Genomic DNA, 16,930 nt, shown 5'->3' with positions numbered 1-16,930 from the left:
GACCGCGTCTCTCGACGGCGGTCGATCGAAGCCACAGCTCAGCCAGACAACCGTGTTCCGAAGCTCCCGCTCAACCGGGCGAATCCCGTAGATATCGTGGTAGTAGCAATGAAGGAACCCACGCATCAGCTCTGGTGGTTCGTGATCTCGTGTTCGCCCCGTCTCCGCCGGGGCGAACACGTCGAACTCTTCGAGAAACTCGAAGGAGAGATGCTCAAACAACGCTAGTGTCTCGGTCTCCGCGACATTGAAGAACGTCTCTACCGAAGGAGCATCTTGCAGGGTCGCTGAACTCATTCCACCTCAGCGTTCACCCTGCTCCTTGGTGTGGTAATCGTTCTATGACACCCTCAAAATTAATACTGTTTTTGGAATGTTACACGACGATATGGATGGAACTGGGCGGCGGGAGTTCCTCGCCACGAGTGTCGGGGCGACGGTCCTCTCTGCCGGCTGTCTGGGGGATGAGTCCGCTGACGAACCCGCGGCGGGCCCGAACGAATCGAGTGGACCCACCAGTACCGAGGCCAACACCGGGGACGGGTCCGACAGCGGCTCCTCGGTCACCGGTGAGTGGCCCATGTACGGCCACGACTCGGGGCGGACCAGCGCGAACACCGACGTTACGGGACCGACCACGTCGCCAACGAGGGCGTGGGCCAAGCAGGACCTCACGCTCGGCAGCGGGTGCCGGGTGGTCAAAGACGGATCGCTCTTCGCGAAGCACGACGGCGTCCACCGGTTCGACATGGTCTCGGGCGAGGAGGAGTGGTCGTTCGAACCGAACGGGACTCTCCCCGACGAGATCATCGCGACAGCGTCGACCATCGTCGGCTACGGTGACCCGGCCTTCGCGGTCGATATCGAGACCGGCGAGCGCCTCTGGCTCGAGAACGATCCGACGGAGGCGTTCCGGGCCTGGCATCCAGTCGTCGATGGGGACGAACTCGTCTCGGTCACCGAGCGCGAGGTCCTCAGAGGCGACACGAGGACCGGCACGGTAGCCGGTCGAACCGAACTGTCCGAGCCGCTCACCGTCACCAACGACGTGGTCGGGACCCCCGAATCGCTGTTCGTCTCCTTCGACTCGTCGACCACGAGACTCGCGCGCGTCGACGCCGCCTCGGGGACGGTGGAGTGGCGGACGAGCGACGTCGGCGCCAGCCCCGTGTACAACGGTGACGCGGTCTTCACGACCGAGCGGGAAGGCACCAGCTCCGACCGGTCGTTCGTCTACGCACACGACCCCGAGACCGCCGAACGGCGGTGGCGGGCGACCGTCCCCGAAACCGTCCTCCCTTCGGGGTCACCACTCACCGTCACCGACGATACGCTGTACGTCGGGACGAGGAACCAGCAGCTCGTCGCGCTCGACACCGCGACGGGCGAGCGCCGGTGGACGAACGACCTCTTCTCGAAGCCGGACCCGGGCCACGTCGCGACCGACGCGGGTGTGTTCGTCTGTACCAGGGGTGGAGCACTGCTCGTGGTCTCGGCCGACGGTGAACGGCGATGGGACCGCGAGGGGGCGGCTGCGTCGAAGCCGATCGTCACCGAAGACCGCCTCCTCCACTTCGGTCGCCAGGGGGTCGTCTGCCTCTCGACCGACGACGCGACCGAGTAGTCAGTTCCGCACGACCGCCGTCTGCATCCCATCGCTGTTGAACGCCGCGCCCGTCCCGTCGCTGTCGGCGACGATGATACCGGCCGAGGAGCCCGTCAGCTCGCCGAGCTCGTCGATGGCGCGGTCCGCGGCCGCTTGCGCGTCCATCCCGTCCTCGAGATAGCGCACCGCGCGCCGTGAGAGGGTGACCCGGGCGATGTCCTCGCCGGCACCGGTCGCGCTCGCGCCGCCGGCCGGGGAGCAGTAGAAGCCGCTGCCGACCTGTGGCACGTCGCCGACCCGCCCGGCGAGCGCGAGCCAGCGCCCGCCCGTCGAGGTCGCGGCCGCGAAGTTCTCGCCGTCACGGGCGACCGCACCCACCGTGTCGTGGTCCTTCCCGGCGGGCGCGCCGGCGTCCTCCTGCTCGGCGTCGGGGTCGGCCGTCGCGCCACCGAACGTCTCCTGCACCCAGCGGGCCTGCGCCGCCATGTCCCCCTCGGGCACGTCCGCATCGGCGAACCGCTCCCGCGTGCTGTCGGTCCAGAGGTCGACCTCGCAGTCGATGTCCTGCGCCGCGGCGAAGTCGACCGCGTGGACGCCCGACAGCAGGATGTGCGGCGTCTCCTCGAGCACCGAGCGCGCGACGCTGACCGCCGCCTCGACGCCCGGCATCGAACTGGCCGCGCCGACCGACCGGTCGTCGGTCATCACGCCCGCGTCCGTCCGGAGGATACCGTCGGACTGTGCACAGGAGCCGACGCCCGCGTTGAACCGGGGCGACGACTCCAGCACGCGCACCGCGCTCTCGACCGCGTCGAGCGGCGTCGCCGCCGACGCGCCGCGTCCTGCCGCCTCGTCGAGCACCGCCTGTCGCGGGTCCGGGTCGTCGGGCACCCCGCCCGCACCGCCGTGTACGATGACCTGCATGGACGGCCGTTCCGCGGGGTGCCCCAAAAGTGCGTGTGCTTCGGCAGCGGCGTCTGGCTCTCTCGCGGTGTCCCGGTGGACGGGCCAGCAGGCGAATCGGTCCCACCGCCTCGTCGGCAAGCGACGCCGGACCCCGGCACTCGTTCGGGAACCGAAACGCCGATACGAACCCCCTCCGCCAGTCGAACCATGGCGATGTACAGCCGTGAGACGGCGACCGACCTCCGGGTCGTCGACCAGTGGGACGGGGGCGTCGGCTGGGTCGCGTACCCGGACGAGGGGGGCCAGCGTGCGAGCCACGCCGTCCGCGACGACGCGGGCGATGTCTGGGTGTTCGACCCGCTGGACGCTCCGGGCGTGGACGACCTGCTCGCGGAGCTGGGCGCGGTGGCCGGCGTCGTGGTCTGCTCGGACTACCACGCCCGGGACGCCGACGCGCTGGCCGACCGGCACGAGGTTGCCGTCCACGTCCCGGACTGTCTAGACAGGGTCGCCGAGCGCACCACGGCACCAGTCGCGTCCGTCGACGCCGCCGTCGCCGGCTTCGAGTTCACCCACGTCCGGCCGCTGCACGCCTGGAACGAGACCGTCGCGTACCGCGAGCGCGACGGGACGCTGTACGTGCCGGACTACTGCTCCTCGCACGCGAAGTTCACCGTGGGCGACGAGCGACTGGGGTTTCCGACGTTCACCCGCCTCTCCCCACCGAAATCGGTGTTCGACGGGATGACTCCCGAGCGCATCCTGTTCGGGCACGGCGAGGGTGTGTTCGAGGACGCCGGGACCAGGCTCGCGGACTCGCTGTCGGGCGCGCGGCGTCGGTTCCCGCGGGCGCTGGTGACGAACCTCCCCGGTGAACTGCGCGCGATGCTGGGCGCGTTCCGGTGACGGGGGACCCGACCGTCGGTCGGGCCGCGATACTTGCCGCGTAGCGGCAAATGGCAGGCCTTTTACCCGCACTGTTCGTCGCTTCAGGTGACAATGAGCTCCGACTACGAGCATATCGAGGTACCCGACAGCGGCGAGAAGATCACGGCCGACGGCGACGAGCTGTCCGTTCCGGACGAGCCCGTCATCCCGATTCTCCACGGTGACGGCATCGGGAAGGACGTCGGCCCAGCCGCACAGAAGGTACTCGACGCCGCCGCTGCAGCGACCGGACGCAAGGTCCACTGGATGGAGGTGTACGCCGGCGAGTCCGCACGAGAGATCTACGGCGAGGACGTCAACCTCCCCGACGAGACCGTCGACGCCATCCGCGAGCACCGCGTCGCCATCAAGGGCCCGCTCACGACGCCTGTCGGTGCCGGCTTCCGCAGCCTGAACGTCGCGCTCCGCCAGACGCTCGACCTCTACGCGAACGTCCGTCCGACGTACTACCTCGACGGCGTCCCGTCCCCGATGAAGGCGCCCGAGGAGATGGACATGGTGACGTTCCGGGAGAACACCGAGGACGTCTACGCCGGCATCGAGTGGGAGCAGGGTACCGAGGAGGTCCAGCAGGTCAAGGAGTTCGTCGAGGACGAGATGGGCATGGACGACATCATGCACGACGGCCCCATCGGCCTCGGCCTCAAGCCTATCTCCGAGAAGGGCAGCAAGCGCCTCGTCCGCGAGGCCATCGACTACGCCATCGAGAACGACCGCGACAAGGTCACCCTCGTCCACAAGGGGAACATCATGAAGTTCACCGAGGGGCAGTTCGGCACCTGGGGCATGGAGGTCGCCGACGAGGAGTACCCCGACGACGAGGTCTTCGCCGCACCCGACTCGCTCTGGGAGGAGCAGGACGAGGTCGACATCCCGGAGGACGCCGTCATGGTCGAGGAGCGCCTCGCCGACGCGATGCTCCAGTGGATGCAGCTCCGCACCGACGAGTTCGACGTGCTCGCGATGCCGAACCTCAACGGGGACTACCTCTCCGACGCCGCGGGCGCCCAGATCGGCGGCCTCGGCATCGCGCCCGGCGCGAACTTCGGCGAGGGGCGCTGTCTCGCGGAGCCAGTCCACGGGAGCGCACCGAAGCGCGCCGGCCAGAACAAGGCCAACCCGACCGCGCTCATCCTCTCCGGTCGCCTGATGTTCGAGTACATGGGCTGGGAGGAGACCGGACAGCTCATCCGTGACGCCGTCGAGCAGACCATCTCCGACGGCAAGGTCACCTACGACCTCGAACGCCAGATCGAGGGCGGCGAGAAGCTCTCGACCACGGAGTACGCCGACGAGATCATCGCGAACATCGAGAAGCTCTCGTAGAGCGCCGGTCGCGGCACTCGGTATCCCGGACTTACTTTTATCGCCGCGGTGGCGACCTGCACCGAAACCGCTAGACGATGCTCCGACATCCGACAATTGTTGGCAGTGCAACACGACAGCAGCCCCGGACGTCACCGGAGAACCCATCGACAGACCGTTTCAGGACCCTCCCAGCGCAGTGACGGGGTCCCTCCGCCCACGCCAACATCTTGTCCGAGTTCTAGTAAATAACTAGAACTTATTTCTACTAGCTACCACATTCGCGTGGTATGGTATCTCCCCCCTCTCCACCGACCCAGGTGCCCGACTTCGTCGTCGAGCACTTCGAGGAGCACGACGCGGAAACGTTGCACGACATCGTGGCGTACGAGGCACAGCGCGCCCGCTCGACGGCGGTTCCGAAGTACATCACCGAAGTGTTCGTGATGCAGAGCTCGGAGACGAAACGTGCCATCGCGTCCTACGCTCGCGACCTCGCCGCACACAAGGAGCAACGCGCCGAAGCGCGCGCCGAGGCGCGTCGGGCGGACGCGGAGACGGCCGCCGACGGCGGCGAGCCCCAGGCGACCGAGTCGGAGCAGTCGACGGACGACGACAGCGACGGCGGCCCGTCGTTCGGGACCGGGCCGATGTTCGGGTGACTGCCGGCGTCAGGCACCGCCGGTGCAGTCCACCTCGAACCGTGCCCCGCCGTTCTCGCTCTCGCCGACCGACACCGACCAGCCGTGTGCTTCCGCGACCGTCGCGACGATTGCCAGCCCGAAGCCGGTCCCGTCCTCGTGCGTCGTGATGCCCTGGTCGAACAGCGAGTCCGCGACGGTCGGGTCGATGCCCGGACCGTCGTCGACCACCGCGAAGCCGGTGCCGGTTGCCTCGACCCGGACCGTCGTCGCGCCCTCCGCGTGGTCGGCCACGTTCCGGAACAGGTTCTCGAACAGCGTCTGGAGCCGCTCCGGGTCCGCCTGCACCGTCCCGGGGTCGTCGCCGAGGTCAACCTCGAGGTCGCCCGTCTTCGCGGTCCGCCAGGCGCGCGTTACGGCCGTCTCGAGCGCAACTGACTCCGTCTTCGCCCGCGAGCGCCCCTCGCGTGCGAGCGTCAGCACGTCCTCGATGAGCCGCTCCATCCGGTCGAGTGCGTGCACGGCCGCGTCGACCTGTTCGCCTTCGACGTCCTCCAGGTAGCCCTGCGCCACCGACAGCGGCCCGCGGAGGTCGTGGCTGACGACCTCGGCGAACTCGTCCAGCCGCTCGTTGCGGTCGCGCAGGCGCCCCTCGAGCTCGGTCCGCTCGGTCACGTCCTTCTGGAACCCGAAGTAGTGCGTAACCGTTCCAGAACCGTCCTCGACCGGCGTTATCTCCAGCTGGTTCCAGAACGGGGTCCCGTCCCTCCGGTAGTTCCTGATGACCGTCGAGATGGGCTCCTCGGATTCGATGGCCGCCCGTATCTCCGCGACCGTCTCCTCGTCCGTCCCTCCACCCTGGAGGAACCGGCAGTTGTCGCCGAGCGCCTCGTCGGCATCGTAGCCGGTTATTCGCTCGAACCCGTCGTTGACGAACACCAGGTCCTCGTCGGCGTCAGCCACGGTGATGCCGACGGTCGCCTGGTCAAGCGCCCGCTCGCGCAGTTCGAGCGCCTGCCGCAGCCCCCGCTCGGACGTCAGCCGTCGGATCTGCGAGAGCAGCCGTTCGACCGCGTCGTCCCCTCGACGCGGGACGTACGCGGTGCCCGACTGCATCAGGACCTCGTCGACCGTCGCCAGCCCGGGGTCGCGAGCGTAGAGCACGTACGGAGTGGCGCTCACGTCCCTGGTCGCCCGGAGCGTCTCGAGTACGTCGGGCACCCCCGAACCCGGCGCGTGGACCACACAGTCCACGAGGCGGTCCGCAAGCGTCTTCGACACCGCCTCGACATCCCGGGCGTGGCGGACGTCGACCCCGTCGGTTTCCGTGACGGCCGCCACGTCCTCGTCACCGTCGGCGGCGACCACCAGCACCAGAGACGCGTCCGTCGCGTCCGGCTTCGGTGTCCACGATGGATCGCGGGTCGAGAACGACGGCCTGTGCATACTGGAAACAGAACCGGGGAGACCTTGAGCGCTCTGCCCCCGAGACGAAGGTACAAATCGGACGAGGCCTCAGTCCCGGGTATGTACCACGTGGTCGGGTGTAGCGACTGCGGCGCGTTGCGCATCGTCGAGGGACGGCCCGAGACCACACGCTGTGGCACGTGTGGCACTCGAAAGCAGTTCTCGAAGGTCAAATCCTTCGTCGAGACGGACGAGCTCGACCACGCCCGCGAGGTCCGCGCCTCGATGCTCGCGAACCGTCAGGGCGAGGGCGAGGCGTTCGCCGCGATGGACTCCTTCGCCGAGCTCGAGGCGGACGTCGCCGACGGCGTCCTCGACGACGACGCGTTCCTCGAGGCGTCGGGACTCGACGTCGACCGGGTCAACGAGGCCGGCGACCGCGCCACCGAGACACGCGGCTCGACCAGCCGGAAGGAGACGGTCGAGAACGCCCTCCGCGACCTCGACGCACCGACCGAGGAGGAGGTCGTCGCCTACGCCGACGAACGCGGCGTCCCCGCCGGCTACGTCGAGCGCGCGCTGGCCAAGCTGGTCCGACGGGGCGAGGTCAGCGAGAGCCGCGGGCAGTACCGGCTGCTGTGAGTCACGACCTCCCACGGTACGCCGTCGGGACGCTCGTCGGACTGGCCGGCGTCCTGCTGTTCGCCGAGCCGCTGGTCGGCCCCATCGCCCTCGGCTCCGTCGCCGTCCGGCCCGTCGCGCTGTCGGTCGGCGTCCTCGCGCTGGGGCTCTCACTCGGGGGCGTCCTGTTCCTCTCCCGTGGGCGGTGGTTCGTCGGGGCCGCCCACGCCGTCCCCGGGGTCGGCTTCGCGGTCGTCTTCGGCGCGACCGCGCTCGGGAGCGAGACCGGGCTCCTGTTCGGCGTCGCCGTCGTCCTCGGCGCGTGCCTCGCACTGGCCGACGGGCTGCGTCGGCAGCGCTGATGCCATCCCCTGCCAGCAGCGTCTTGCCGACAGCCGACGGCGTGCGGCCATGAACGACCGGACGGTCGGCCTCGCCGGCGCGGCGGTCCTCGTCGGTCGGGTCGACACCCGCCGGACGCTCGGGCGGGGGCGACTACCGCCCGAGCTCCTCGTGGGCCGACGCGAGGTGGTCCGACGCCAGCGCCGCCAGCAGCGATAGCTCCCCCGCGAGCGCGCCGGTCGCGACGACCTCCGCCAGGGCGTCTGCGTTCGCGCCCGCCGGCTCGCCGCCGCCACCGAGCCCGAGGACGTCGAGCGCCTCGGACTGCGTCGGCAGCTTCGTGCCGCCACCGACGGTACCGACCTCCAGCGAGGCGAGCGACACCGAGAGGTAGAGCCCGTCCGCGCGCTCCTCGGCCGTCGTGATCGCGTTCGACCCTTCGACGACCTGCGCCGGGTCCTGCCCGGTCGCGATGAACGCCGCCGCGACGATGTTCGCCGCCTGCGCGTTGAACCCGAGCGAACCCGCCTTCGCGCTGCCGACGAGGTTCTTGCGCGTGTTCGCCTCGGCGATAGCCGCCGCCGTCGTGTGCAGGCGCTCCTCGACAACCTCGTCCGGGATGACGACGTCAGCGGTGACCGACCGGCCGCGACCCTCGACGGCGTTGATGGCGGCCGGCTTCTTGTCGGTACAGAGGTTGCCCGAGAGCGCGACGAGCGACGCCGGCGTCTCCGCCTCGACGACCTCGCAGGCCGCCTCCGTCGCGATGGTCGCCATATTCATCCCCATCGCGTCCTTCGTGTCGTAGCGGAACCGGAGGTACACCCCGTCGCCAACGACGTACGGCGTCACGTCCAGCAGTTCGCCGTGGCTCGTCGTCGCCTCCGCCGCCTCGGCGAGGTCGGCCTCGTGCTCGCGCACCCACTCGACGACCTCGGCGGACTCGACGACACCAGCCGTCCGGAACACCGGTGCGCGCGTCATACCCGACTTCGTCACCCTGGCGTTCGCGCCACCGGCCGACTCGACGACCGACAGGCCGCGGTTCACCGAGGCGACGAGCGCGCCCTCGGCAGTCGCCAGCGGCAGGTAGTACTCGCCGTCGGCCGCCCCGCCGTCGACCGTCACCGGCCCCGCGACGCCGAAGGGGACCTGGGTCGCACCGGTCATGTTCTCGATGGCCGAATCCGCGACCTCGGCGTCGAAGGCGTAGCTACCGGTCGTCGAGAGGTCGGCGTCGGTCTCGGCTTCGAGAACGAGACGGCGTGCCTCCGCGGCGGTGTCGTGGTCGGCGTGCGCTTCGAGTTCGTGGAACCGCAGTTCGCCCGCTCGGACGCGGTCGGCGAGCGTCGCCGGGTCTGTCATACCGGCACTCGCACCCGATACCGCTTAACGGTTGTCGGTTCAGGCCGCGCGTTCGCGGGCCGGCGCGTGCACCGACGCCGTCGCCGAGACGGACGCGTCGGCCGACAGCAGCGCACTCGCGTCCACGCTGGGCACCGGCGGCCCCGCGAGTACCCGCGTGCTGTTCTCCGTGGTCGATACCACGCTCACGTCCACGCCGACCAGGTAGCTCATCTCGACGTTCTCCGAGCACTGGCCCACGTCGGCGAGGAACACCATGTTGTTCGCGTCGGTCTGGCTCTCGTTGTCCGTCGCCTCCACCACGACGAGCGCCTGGTTCTCACAGGGGAGGTCAGCGTACAGCTCGCCGGTCGGCGTCTCGCGGTAGTACTGCCCGTCCGGCGTATCGAGCATCTCCCTGAGCGACTCCTGCCACGCGAGGCTGCTGTTGGCGAGGATCTGCGTGTTGTTGGCGTAGATGTGGACCTCCGTCTCCGAGTCGCCCAGCATCGTGCTCCCGGCAGCCGTACAGTACGTCTGCTGGTAGTCCGCCCCGCCGATGGTGACCGTGCCGCCGGTCGTCTCGTTCGCGATGCACTCGCGGAACGTCGGCTCGAAGCTGGTCTCCTCGCCGTCCGCGAGCGAGAAGTCCTCGCTCTCGAAGGCGTCGAGCGTGACGCCGTCGGCGGTCCAGTTGTTCAGGTTCCGTCCGTCCCAGAGCGTGGCGGCGTCACCACCCGTTTCGACGGTGAGCGTCGCCTGCGGGTGCAGCAGGTACCGCTGGTACGCCGTGTCGGTGTCGAGGTGGCGGTCCTCGAGGACAACCGTGTCGTTCACGTCACCTGTGACGTTGGACTGATAGGAGAACTCGACGGACCGGGACACCGTCGTCGTGTACGTCGAGTTCGACGCGTTGCTGAACCGCTGGACGGTGAAGTCCATCGAGACGGTCTCGTTCTCGTCGATCACGAGCGATTCGGTGCCGTTGACCCAGACCGTGTCGCCGACTGAGTGGTTCTCCGCTTCCGCCTCGGTGAGCGAGCGCGTCGTCGAGAGGTTCACGTCGAACTCGCCGCTCTCGCTGACCGAGACCGTCTCGGTCGTCTCCTCGACGCCCACGAGGACCGTCTCGTTGTAGCTCTCGTTGTGGTACACGGTCCGCGTGCTGACGTTCTCCGCGATCTCCTCGAACGTCTCGCTGAGGTCGTCCGAGTCGGAGACCGGATAGTACTCGCCGTCGGTGGTCGCGTCGGCTGTCGCCTCGAGTATCGTGTCGTCCGGGTTACCGAAGCCGACGCTGTGCAGGGTCACCCCGTCCGGGACATCCTGGGCGGCCGCCTCGTCGGGCCAGCGGACGTCGCCGTTCGGGTCGTCGTCGATGTTGTGCTTGCCGTCGGTCAGCAGCACGATGAACTGCTCGTTCGAGCTGTTGCCCTGGTTCTGGAGGATCTCCGAGGCCTCCTCGATGGACTGGCTGATTGGCGTGCTGGCCTGCGGTTCGAGCCCGGCGATGGCGTCGTGTGCACCCTGTTCGTCGGTGTTCAGCGGATGGTGCTGGACGACGTCCGCGGGGTCTTCGGACTCGCAGACCCAGCGATTCTCGCCCCGGTGGTAGTCCTCGTACCAGTCCTCCGGCCACTGGCAGTTCGCCTCCGCGGTGTATCCGACGACGCTGTACCGCGGCTCCGTCCCGTTGGTGGTCGTCTCGACCACGTCGATGAACTCGTTGGCCGCGTCCTGCGCGTTCTCCATCTTCGAGTCCTCCCCCATCGAGCCGGACTCGTCCATCACGAAGACTATCTCGAGCGTCTCGTTCGTGGGGACCTCCTCGGTCCAGTTGTTCCACCGCTGCTGCTGCTCGTAGACGGGTTCCTCGTGGGTGAGCTCGACGGTCGACCCGTCGGTGAGCGTCACCGTGGAGTTGTTCCAGCCCACGATGGGGTCTCCGGGGCTGTTCTGCTCGACCTCCTGTGTGGTCGCGTTCGCGTTGGCTGCGCCGAGCAGGGTGAGCGAGCTCTCGTAGGTGTTGCCCTCGCCTTTGTCGATGGCGAACACATCGTCGTCGCCGCTACCGGCACCGGCCGCGGCCAGAGCGAGCGTCCCTTCGGAGACGACCTTCCCGGTGAGGAGCCGGTCGTCGAAGTTGACGACGGTGTTGCGCCGGTTGTCGTACTCCGGCGGGAGCATCGAGCGGGGGATCTCGACCTCGACCGTCTCGGAACCGACCCGACTGACCTGGCTCGCGCCGAACTCGGCTTCGAGGTGGCGCTGCCACGCCTCGTGGTACGTGCTGGTCACCGAGAGCGTGAGGTTCCGGAAGGTGTCGGGGTCGCCACAGGCACCGTCGAAGAGCTGGGACCGGACCGAGCTGGTCATCGCCGCGGAGCGCGAACTGTTCTTCTGGACCTCGACGGTCGAGTCGTCGACGGTCCCGGAGAGGTTGACCAGGTTCAGCTGGAGGGTCTGGTCCTGAAAGCGCACGCCCGGCTCGCTGAGCTGGGAGACACCGCCGTTCTCGTCGGCACGCCAGACCGCGCCGGACTCGTAGACGATGGTCGTGCCGCTCTCGTGGTGGTATTCGAGCGCCGTCAACGGAACCGTCGCCGCACAGGCGCTCCTGTCGTTCACGCTGACCCGGATCTCGCCCGTCCGGTTGATCATGGCGTCGTTGGCCGACATGCTCCCGAGGTCGAGCTGCTGTCCGGTGCCCGAGTCGGCCATCGAGAGCGAACCGAGCTCGCTGTCGACGTTCGACATGGCGACCTCCGCCGATTCGACCTCGTTGTTGTCCTGGATGGTCTCCGTCACGGCCGACCCGGAGACGAACAGGATCGCTGCCCCAGCGATGACGATGCCGATCAACAGCACCAATCCTGTAATTTCAGATACACCACGCGCCCGAGCCGTCGACGTGCCTTGACCCCTCATGTGTGACCTCGTTCCGAGATACTACTCCCGAAGACATATTAAATCTATTGTCTAGGGTGTAAAAAATACGCCAGGCGGCCAGAAACTAGCTCGTCGATACAGCTAGTCTATCGCAGAGTCGACGCGGAAAATACGACCGCTACTCGGGAGTGAAACGGTCGATGGCATCGGTGAGACGGTCCAGCGGGGCACGGCTGAGTGCCGACACGAGCCGGTCCGCGTGCTCGTACGTGCGCTTGAGCTGCCGGACCCGTTCGAGGTCCTGCTCGGCACGCTCCCCCTCCGCTCCGTCGAGGATGGTCTCTGCCTCGTCGAGTGCGTCGACCATCACGTTCACCTCTCGTGACACTTCTTGGGCGAGGAACTCACGGCTGACCCGCCAGAGGTCGCGCTCGGCCTCGAAGAAGGCACGCTTCCCCTCGCCGGGCATCGACAGGCGACGGACCAGGTGGAACCGCCGGAGGGTGCTCATCGCCGTACTGACCGTGGACTTCGCGTAGCCCGACCGCTCGGCCAGCTCGTCCAGCGACAGCGGCTCCTCCGCGAAGTAGAGGGTCCCGTACAGTCGTCCGTAGCTCTGCTTCAGTCCGTAGATGTCCGCCGACCGGGCCAGTGCGTCGATGACGCGTTCCCGGCCACGCTCCGCGTCAGTGGTCATGCCCGACGGTTGGGAGGGACAATCTATAAATCACTTGGTTCAGAATATTCGGCATATGCCAAATATACTCGAACAGCGTGCATCCGACCCCGGGAACTCGACGGGGTCCCTCGACCTGGCGAGGGACGTCGTCCTCCGGGGCGACGGCCTCGAGAAGACGTACGGCTCGCGGCTCCCGTTCACGCGCTCGGTCGAGGTGCTGACCGGCGCCAGCCTGGAACTCCGCCGCGGCGAGATCGTCGGTATCGTCGGCGAGAACGGCAGCGGGAAGTCGACGCTACTGAAGCTCCTGGTCGGCGCGCTCGACCCCGACGCGGGCGAGATAACCCGCGGCGGGAGCGTCGGCTGGTGTCCACAGGAGACGCTGCTGTACGACCGGCTGACCGTGCGCGAGACGTTCGAGCTGTTCGGCGAGGCGTACGGGATGGACGCGGACGCGGTCGTCGACGCTCGGGACGAGCTGGCCGAGCGCCTGGACTTCGAGCGCTTCCTGGACTACCGCGTCGACCACCTCTCCGGGGGCAACCGTCAGAAGGTGAACCTCGGCGTCTCCCTGCTGCACGACCCCGACGTCCTGCTGCTCGACGAGCCCTACACCGGCTTCGACTGGGACACCTACCAGACGTTCTGGTCGCTGACCGAGGAGCTGACCGCCGACGGGACGAGCATCGGCATCATCTCCCACCTCGTCAACGAGCACGAGCGGTTCGACCGGCTCTACGAGCTACGCGACGGCGAACTCGAACTGGCGCCCCGCGACGGAGGCGAGACGGCGTGAGCGCGACTGCGAGCCGGCTCCGAACGGCCGTGCTGGCGAGCACCCGGGCGTTCGCGCGCGACCCGTTCCACCTCGCCGTCCTCCTCGTGCTCCCCCCCGCGGTCGTCGTCGGCTACGGGGAGGCCATGGCCGCCTTCCCGCAGCTCCCGGGGCTCTCCGCGCCGCCGCGTGCGCTCGGTCGCATCAGCGGCGCGACGTTCGCCGCCGCGTTCCTCGCCGGCCTCGTCGGGCTGTTCCAGGTCATCAGCGCGCGCCGGGCCGACGGGCGGCTCGGGCTCGCCGGCTTCCCCCGTACGCACCTGCTCGCCGGCCGGTTCGCCACGGTCGCACTGGTCGCGCTCGTCGGCGCGAGCGTCTCGCTGGCCTCGGTCTGGTACGACACCGCGCCCGAACGGCCGGCCCTCGCACTCGCCGCACTCGCGCTCGCGGGGCTGACCTACGGCGCGCTGGGCGTCCTCGTCGGTGCCCTGCTCCCCCGCGAGCTCGAGGGCTCGCTCGTGCTCGTGTTCGTCGCCGACATCGACGCCGCCATGGCGACCGGTATCGTCGGCGAGCTCGACGGCATCGCGTGGGTGTTCCCGCTCTCGCACGTCCACACGCTCGTCGAGACTGCGGTGCTCGGCGGCGACGTTGCGCTCGCCGACGCGGCCGGTGCGGTCGGCTACGCACTCGTGCTGGCGGCCGCCGCGACGCTCGCCTACGCTCGCCTCACGCGAGGTGGTGCCGCGTGAGCCACACCGCGACCGCGCTGCGCCTCGGCCTCCGCGAGTACGCCCGGACCCCGGTCCTGCTGGCGCTCTTTGCGTTCCTCCCGGTGTACTTCGTCGCCGTGTTCGCCGGCGTCGCACCGTCGACGCCCGTCCCGGTGCACCTGCCCGGCGGCGGCACCGCGACCCACGCCACCGCCGACGCCGTCGTCGTGCTCGTCGCCCCCATCGTCACCGCGCTCGTCGTCGGCATCACCGGGCTGTTCGTCCTCCGGGCGACCGCCGACGCCGACTCGCGGCTCGTCATCGCCGGCTACGACGTTCGCTCGGTCGTCCTCGCCCGCTTCGGCGTGCTCGCCGTTGTCGCCATCGTCGAGACCGTCGTCACGGTGGCGGTCGCGCTGGTGTTCGTCTCGCCCGGCCACCTCGTCGGCTTCGCCCTCGGCGTCCTGCTCGCCGGCGCGACCTACGGCGCGGTCGGCGTCGCCGTCGGTGTCGTCCTCGACAGGCTCGCGGGCGTGTACGTCATGCTGTTCGGGCCGACGCTCGACGTGTTCCTCTTCCAGAATCCCATGACGGATTCGGCCGGCGAGCTCCCCGCCCTGCTCCCCGGCCACTACGCCGGCGAGCTGGTCGTCGCGGCGGCGTTCGCGGGCGACCTGCCCGTCGAGAGCATCGGCTGGGGGCTGGTGTACCTGCTCGGGGTCGGCGTCGTGGCAGGATGGGCGTTCGCCAGAAGCGCGAGCCCCGCGTGACGGACCTCAGTGCGTCCCGTCCACTTCGTCGCGCAGCGTCGCCATGTCGACGATGCGCTCGGCGTGGGCGTTGTGCTGGTGGATGGACTCGTCGTTCGACTGCTTCATCGTCACCACGGCGGTGTCGGGGAGGTCGGGGAACTCCGTCACCACGTCCTCGGCCATCGAGCGCACGCAGTCCTCGACGAACTTCGCGTTGGCGTGGGAGTGGTAGGTCATGTGGTCCTCGTCGGGGCGCTTCGCGAGGTTGTAGATGCGGGCGGACATCGAGTCGCGGGCGACGTCGACGAGGTTCATCAGGTCGACCTCGGGGGCGTCCTCGCTCTCGACGGTCAGCGTGGCGTGGCCGCGCTGGGAGTGGCCCGGCTGGGGCACCTCGTCGAGGAACGCCTCGGCGGTGTCGTCGTCGACGCCGAGGTCGTCGAGCACGCGCCGCGCGCGCGCCGCGGACATCCCTTGCGAGCAGGGACAGACGGTCATCCCGACGACGCGGGCGCCGATCTCCTCGCGGGTTCCCTCCTCGGTCGCGGTCGCGGAGGCGATGACGTCGATAGTCGACTGGGTCTCCTTGTCCGACTCCGGGGTCTTCTCCCGGGTCATCAGCTCGGCCTCCATCCGGACCTCGGCCTTGGTCGTGTAGTCGTGCTTGGCGAGCAGGCGCTCGGCGGCGTCGCCACAGACGTCCTCGACGCGGTAGGCCTCCTCGCGGGTGGCGGCCTCCAGCGTCTCGTCGATGACCTCCATGTTCCGGGACATATCCGCGCCCTTGCGCCACGACGGGAGGTCCACGAACACCTCGAACTCGGCGGTCAGCACGATGGGGCGCTTGTCCGGGCGGGCCAGCTTGACGAGCTTCTCGACGCCCGTCACGCCGACCTGACTCAGCCCGACGGTCACGTCGGGGCTCGACGCCTGCACGTCGGGGAGTTGTTCACTCATTGCCCCCGGGTAGGGTCGTGAGTTGATTAGTGCTTTCGAAAGTCGGGGGGTTTGCCCGTACTCCGGCTCAGTCGAGCTTGTTGAGCGCTTTGAAGAACTCGCTTGGCGGCCCGGCCAGCCGGACCGGCTCGCTGGCGCGTTCGACGGTGACCGTCGTCGGTGGCTCGAGCTCCTGCTGGGCGCGGCCGTCGCTGATGACGTAGCCCATCTCGGCGTCGTCGATACGCACGGTGACGGTGCTGTCGGCGGCGGAGACGAGCGACGGCATCGGCTCGCCCGCACACATCTCCGTGACGACGACGGCGTCGACCTCCGGGCGGACGAGCGGCCCGCCCTCGCTCATGTTGTAGGCGGTGCTGCCGGCGGGCGTGGCGACGAGCACGCCGTCGGCCGCGGAGCCGCTGTACAGCTCGCCGTCGACGCGCACCTCGAACTCGCCGCCGTTGCCGTGGCCGCGCTGGGGGCCCTGCACGACGATCTCGTTGACCGCCGGGTCGAGGTCCCAGCCGTCCCCGCGAGCACGGAGCCGGCTCATCTCGCGGGTTCGGACCGCGCCGGTCGACTCGAATCGGTCGACCTCCTCGCGGACCACGTCGACGGCGTCCTCGGGGGAGACGGCGTTCAGGAACCCGACCTCGCCGAGGTTGACGCCGACGATGGGGACCGTGCCGACGCCGCGAGCGGTGAAGAGGAACGTCCCGTCGCCGCCGATGCTCACCGCCAGGTCGGCGTCGTCCATCGCCGACGGGTCCACGCCGGGGACGTCGAGCGCCGTCGCGGTGGCGGTGTCGACGACGACCGTCACGTCCTGCCCGTGGAGCATCTCGCGGAGGCGCCCCGCCAGGCTGGCGGCACGAGCGTTCTCCTTCTGTGCGACCAGGCCGACCTTCATACTCGACGGTAGCGCGGTCGAGGGATAAAACCCTCCGGATGGCAACAAGGTTAATTTATATGTAGGGCTTTACATCGGCTGTACGAACCGTCCGGCGGCAGCGTGCCGACCGGCCGGGGTCACACCCAGATGTTCCCCCTCGACGACCAGGTC

Annotated in this window: 16 protein-coding genes and 1 pseudogene; 9 read left to right on the top strand and 8 right to left on the bottom strand. The window is 69.0% G+C overall.

Annotated elements, in window-relative coordinates; translation table 11 throughout:
• Positions 1 to 297, bottom strand: a pseudogene (locus tag BLT27_RS15870) (IS5/IS1182 family transposase); the annotation flags it as partial.
• A gap of 91 nt (positions 298 to 388) precedes the next feature.
• Here BLT27_RS15870 and BLT27_RS15865 point away from each other — a divergent pair.
• Positions 389 to 1,624 carry an outer membrane protein assembly factor BamB family protein gene (locus BLT27_RS15865; protein WP_089735657.1) on the top strand — a complete coding sequence of 412 codons (1,236 nt, stop codon included), beginning with the start codon at positions 389 to 391 and terminating at the stop codon, positions 1,622 to 1,624.
• Here BLT27_RS15865 and BLT27_RS15860 read toward each other — a convergent pair whose 3' ends face one another.
• Positions 1,625 to 2,530, bottom strand: coding sequence for an isoaspartyl peptidase/L-asparaginase (locus BLT27_RS15860; protein ID WP_089735655.1), 906 nt, complete (start codon positions 2,528 to 2,530; stop codon positions 1,625 to 1,627).
• 189 nt (positions 2,531 to 2,719) lie between these two features.
• Between BLT27_RS15860 and BLT27_RS15855 the strand changes: the two genes are divergently transcribed.
• From BLT27_RS15855 to BLT27_RS15845, 3 genes are all read left to right on the top strand, one after another.
• Positions 2,720 to 3,418, top strand: a complete 699-nt coding sequence (locus BLT27_RS15855; protein WP_089735653.1) for a hypothetical protein — start codon at positions 2,720 to 2,722, stop codon at positions 3,416 to 3,418.
• Positions 3,419 to 3,511: 93 nt separating this feature from the next.
• Positions 3,512 to 4,786: an isocitrate dehydrogenase (NADP(+)) gene (gene icd, locus BLT27_RS15850; RefSeq protein ID WP_089735651.1), complete on the top strand. Its 1,275-nt coding sequence runs from the start codon at positions 3,512 to 3,514 to the stop codon at positions 4,784 to 4,786.
• 269 nt (positions 4,787 to 5,055) lie between these two features.
• Positions 5,056 to 5,427 (top strand): hypothetical protein, encoded by a 372-nt coding sequence (locus BLT27_RS15845; RefSeq protein ID WP_139172365.1) that lies wholly within the window; start codon positions 5,056 to 5,058, stop codon positions 5,425 to 5,427.
• Between the two features lie 9 nt (positions 5,428 to 5,436).
• Here BLT27_RS15845 and BLT27_RS15840 read toward each other — a convergent pair whose 3' ends face one another.
• Positions 5,437 to 6,852, bottom strand: coding sequence for a receiver/sensor box histidine kinase (locus BLT27_RS15840; protein ID WP_089735647.1), 1,416 nt, complete (start codon positions 6,850 to 6,852; stop codon positions 5,437 to 5,439).
• Between the two features lie 81 nt (positions 6,853 to 6,933).
• Between BLT27_RS15840 and BLT27_RS15835 the strand changes: the two genes are divergently transcribed.
• Complete coding sequence (locus tag BLT27_RS15835; protein WP_089735645.1) at positions 6,934 to 7,455, top strand: DUF5817 family protein; 522 nt, start codon at positions 6,934 to 6,936, stop codon at positions 7,453 to 7,455.
• Positions 7,452 to 7,796: a hypothetical protein gene (locus BLT27_RS15830; protein WP_089735643.1), complete on the top strand. Its 345-nt coding sequence runs from the start codon at positions 7,452 to 7,454 to the stop codon at positions 7,794 to 7,796. Before BLT27_RS15835 ends, BLT27_RS15830 begins: the two co-directional genes overlap by 4 nt.
• A gap of 133 nt (positions 7,797 to 7,929) precedes the next feature.
• Here the strand turns inward: BLT27_RS15830 and hmgA are convergent, their stop codons facing one another.
• The 3 genes from hmgA to BLT27_RS15815 form a co-directional block, all read right to left on the bottom strand.
• Positions 7,930 to 9,141 carry a hydroxymethylglutaryl-CoA reductase (NADPH) gene (gene hmgA, locus BLT27_RS15825; RefSeq protein WP_089735641.1) on the bottom strand — a complete coding sequence of 404 codons (1,212 nt, stop codon included), beginning with the start codon at positions 9,139 to 9,141 and terminating at the stop codon, positions 7,930 to 7,932.
• A 39-nt stretch (positions 9,142 to 9,180) separates the two neighbouring features.
• Positions 9,181 to 12,048, bottom strand: a complete 2,868-nt coding sequence (locus tag BLT27_RS15820) for a vWA domain-containing protein (RefSeq protein WP_089735639.1) — start codon at positions 12,046 to 12,048, stop codon at positions 9,181 to 9,183.
• A gap of 139 nt (positions 12,049 to 12,187) precedes the next feature.
• A complete protein-coding gene (locus tag BLT27_RS15815; RefSeq protein ID WP_089735637.1) occupies positions 12,188 to 12,706 on the bottom strand; it encodes a GbsR/MarR family transcriptional regulator in 519 nt (172 codons plus the stop codon).
• 55 nt (positions 12,707 to 12,761) lie between these two features.
• On the opposite strand from BLT27_RS15815, the gene BLT27_RS15810 reads away from it, so the two are divergent.
• From BLT27_RS15810 to BLT27_RS15800, 3 genes are read left to right on the top strand one after another with little or no spacing between them, the layout of a single operon-like run.
• On the top strand, positions 12,762 to 13,484 hold the full coding sequence (locus BLT27_RS15810) for an ABC transporter ATP-binding protein (protein WP_089735635.1): 723 nt from the start codon (positions 12,762 to 12,764) through the stop codon (positions 13,482 to 13,484).
• Positions 13,481 to 14,215 carry a hypothetical protein gene (locus tag BLT27_RS15805; protein ID WP_089735633.1) on the top strand — a complete coding sequence of 245 codons (735 nt, stop codon included), beginning with the start codon at positions 13,481 to 13,483 and terminating at the stop codon, positions 14,213 to 14,215. The genes BLT27_RS15810 and BLT27_RS15805 overlap by 4 nt, the downstream gene beginning before the upstream one ends.
• On the top strand, positions 14,212 to 14,946 hold the full coding sequence (locus tag BLT27_RS15800) for an ABC transporter permease (RefSeq protein ID WP_089735630.1): 735 nt from the start codon (positions 14,212 to 14,214) through the stop codon (positions 14,944 to 14,946). Before BLT27_RS15805 ends, BLT27_RS15800 begins: the two co-directional genes overlap by 4 nt.
• A 6-nt stretch (positions 14,947 to 14,952) precedes the next feature.
• Here the strand turns inward: BLT27_RS15800 and mptA are convergent, their stop codons facing one another.
• On the bottom strand, positions 14,953 to 15,885 hold the full coding sequence (gene mptA / locus BLT27_RS15795; RefSeq protein WP_089735629.1) for a GTP cyclohydrolase MptA: 933 nt from the start codon (positions 15,883 to 15,885) through the stop codon (positions 14,953 to 14,955).
• Between the two features lie 67 nt (positions 15,886 to 15,952).
• A complete protein-coding gene (locus BLT27_RS15790; RefSeq protein WP_089735627.1) occupies positions 15,953 to 16,777 on the bottom strand; it encodes an NAD(+)/NADH kinase in 825 nt (274 codons plus the stop codon).
• Positions 16,778 to 16,930: the final 153 nt, after the last annotated feature.

Source organism: Haloarchaeobius iranensis (assembly GCF_900103505.1).
GTDB lineage: Archaea > Halobacteriota > Halobacteria > Halobacteriales > Natrialbaceae > Haloarchaeobius > Haloarchaeobius iranensis.
Note: the sequence above shows the minus strand (reverse complement) of the source record. Positions and strands in the feature narration are given on the sequence as shown.

What these genes read in the sequence shown, in the direction of transcription:
- BLT27_RS15865 (WP_089735657.1), top strand. Translation starts at nt 389, where the DNA reads ATGGATGGAACTGGGCGGCGGGAGTTCCTCGCCACGAGTGTCGGGGCG.
- BLT27_RS15860 (WP_089735655.1), bottom strand. Translation starts at nt 2,530, where the DNA reads ATGCAGGTCATCGTACACGGCGGTGCGGGCGGGGTGCCCGACGACCCG.
- BLT27_RS15855 (WP_089735653.1), top strand. Translation starts at nt 2,720, where the DNA reads ATGGCGATGTACAGCCGTGAGACGGCGACCGACCTCCGGGTCGTCGAC.
- icd (WP_089735651.1), top strand. Translation starts at nt 3,512, where the DNA reads ATGAGCTCCGACTACGAGCATATCGAGGTACCCGACAGCGGCGAGAAG.
- BLT27_RS15845 (WP_139172365.1), top strand. Translation starts at nt 5,056, where the DNA reads ATGGTATCTCCCCCCTCTCCACCGACCCAGGTGCCCGACTTCGTCGTC.
- BLT27_RS15840 (WP_089735647.1), bottom strand. Translation starts at nt 6,852, where the DNA reads ATGCACAGGCCGTCGTTCTCGACCCGCGATCCATCGTGGACACCGAAG.
- BLT27_RS15835 (WP_089735645.1), top strand. Translation starts at nt 6,934, where the DNA reads ATGTACCACGTGGTCGGGTGTAGCGACTGCGGCGCGTTGCGCATCGTC.
- hmgA (WP_089735641.1), bottom strand. Translation starts at nt 9,141, where the DNA reads ATGACAGACCCGGCGACGCTCGCCGACCGCGTCCGAGCGGGCGAACTG.
- BLT27_RS15820 (WP_089735639.1), bottom strand. Translation starts at nt 12,048, where the DNA reads ATGAGGGGTCAAGGCACGTCGACGGCTCGGGCGCGTGGTGTATCTGAA.
- BLT27_RS15815 (WP_089735637.1), bottom strand. Translation starts at nt 12,706, where the DNA reads ATGACCACTGACGCGGAGCGTGGCCGGGAACGCGTCATCGACGCACTG.
- BLT27_RS15810 (WP_089735635.1), top strand. Translation starts at nt 12,762, where the DNA reads ATGCCAAATATACTCGAACAGCGTGCATCCGACCCCGGGAACTCGACG.
- mptA (WP_089735629.1), bottom strand. Translation starts at nt 15,885, where the DNA reads ATGAGTGAACAACTCCCCGACGTGCAGGCGTCGAGCCCCGACGTGACC.
- BLT27_RS15790 (WP_089735627.1), bottom strand. Translation starts at nt 16,777, where the DNA reads ATGAAGGTCGGCCTGGTCGCACAGAAGGAGAACGCTCGTGCCGCCAGC.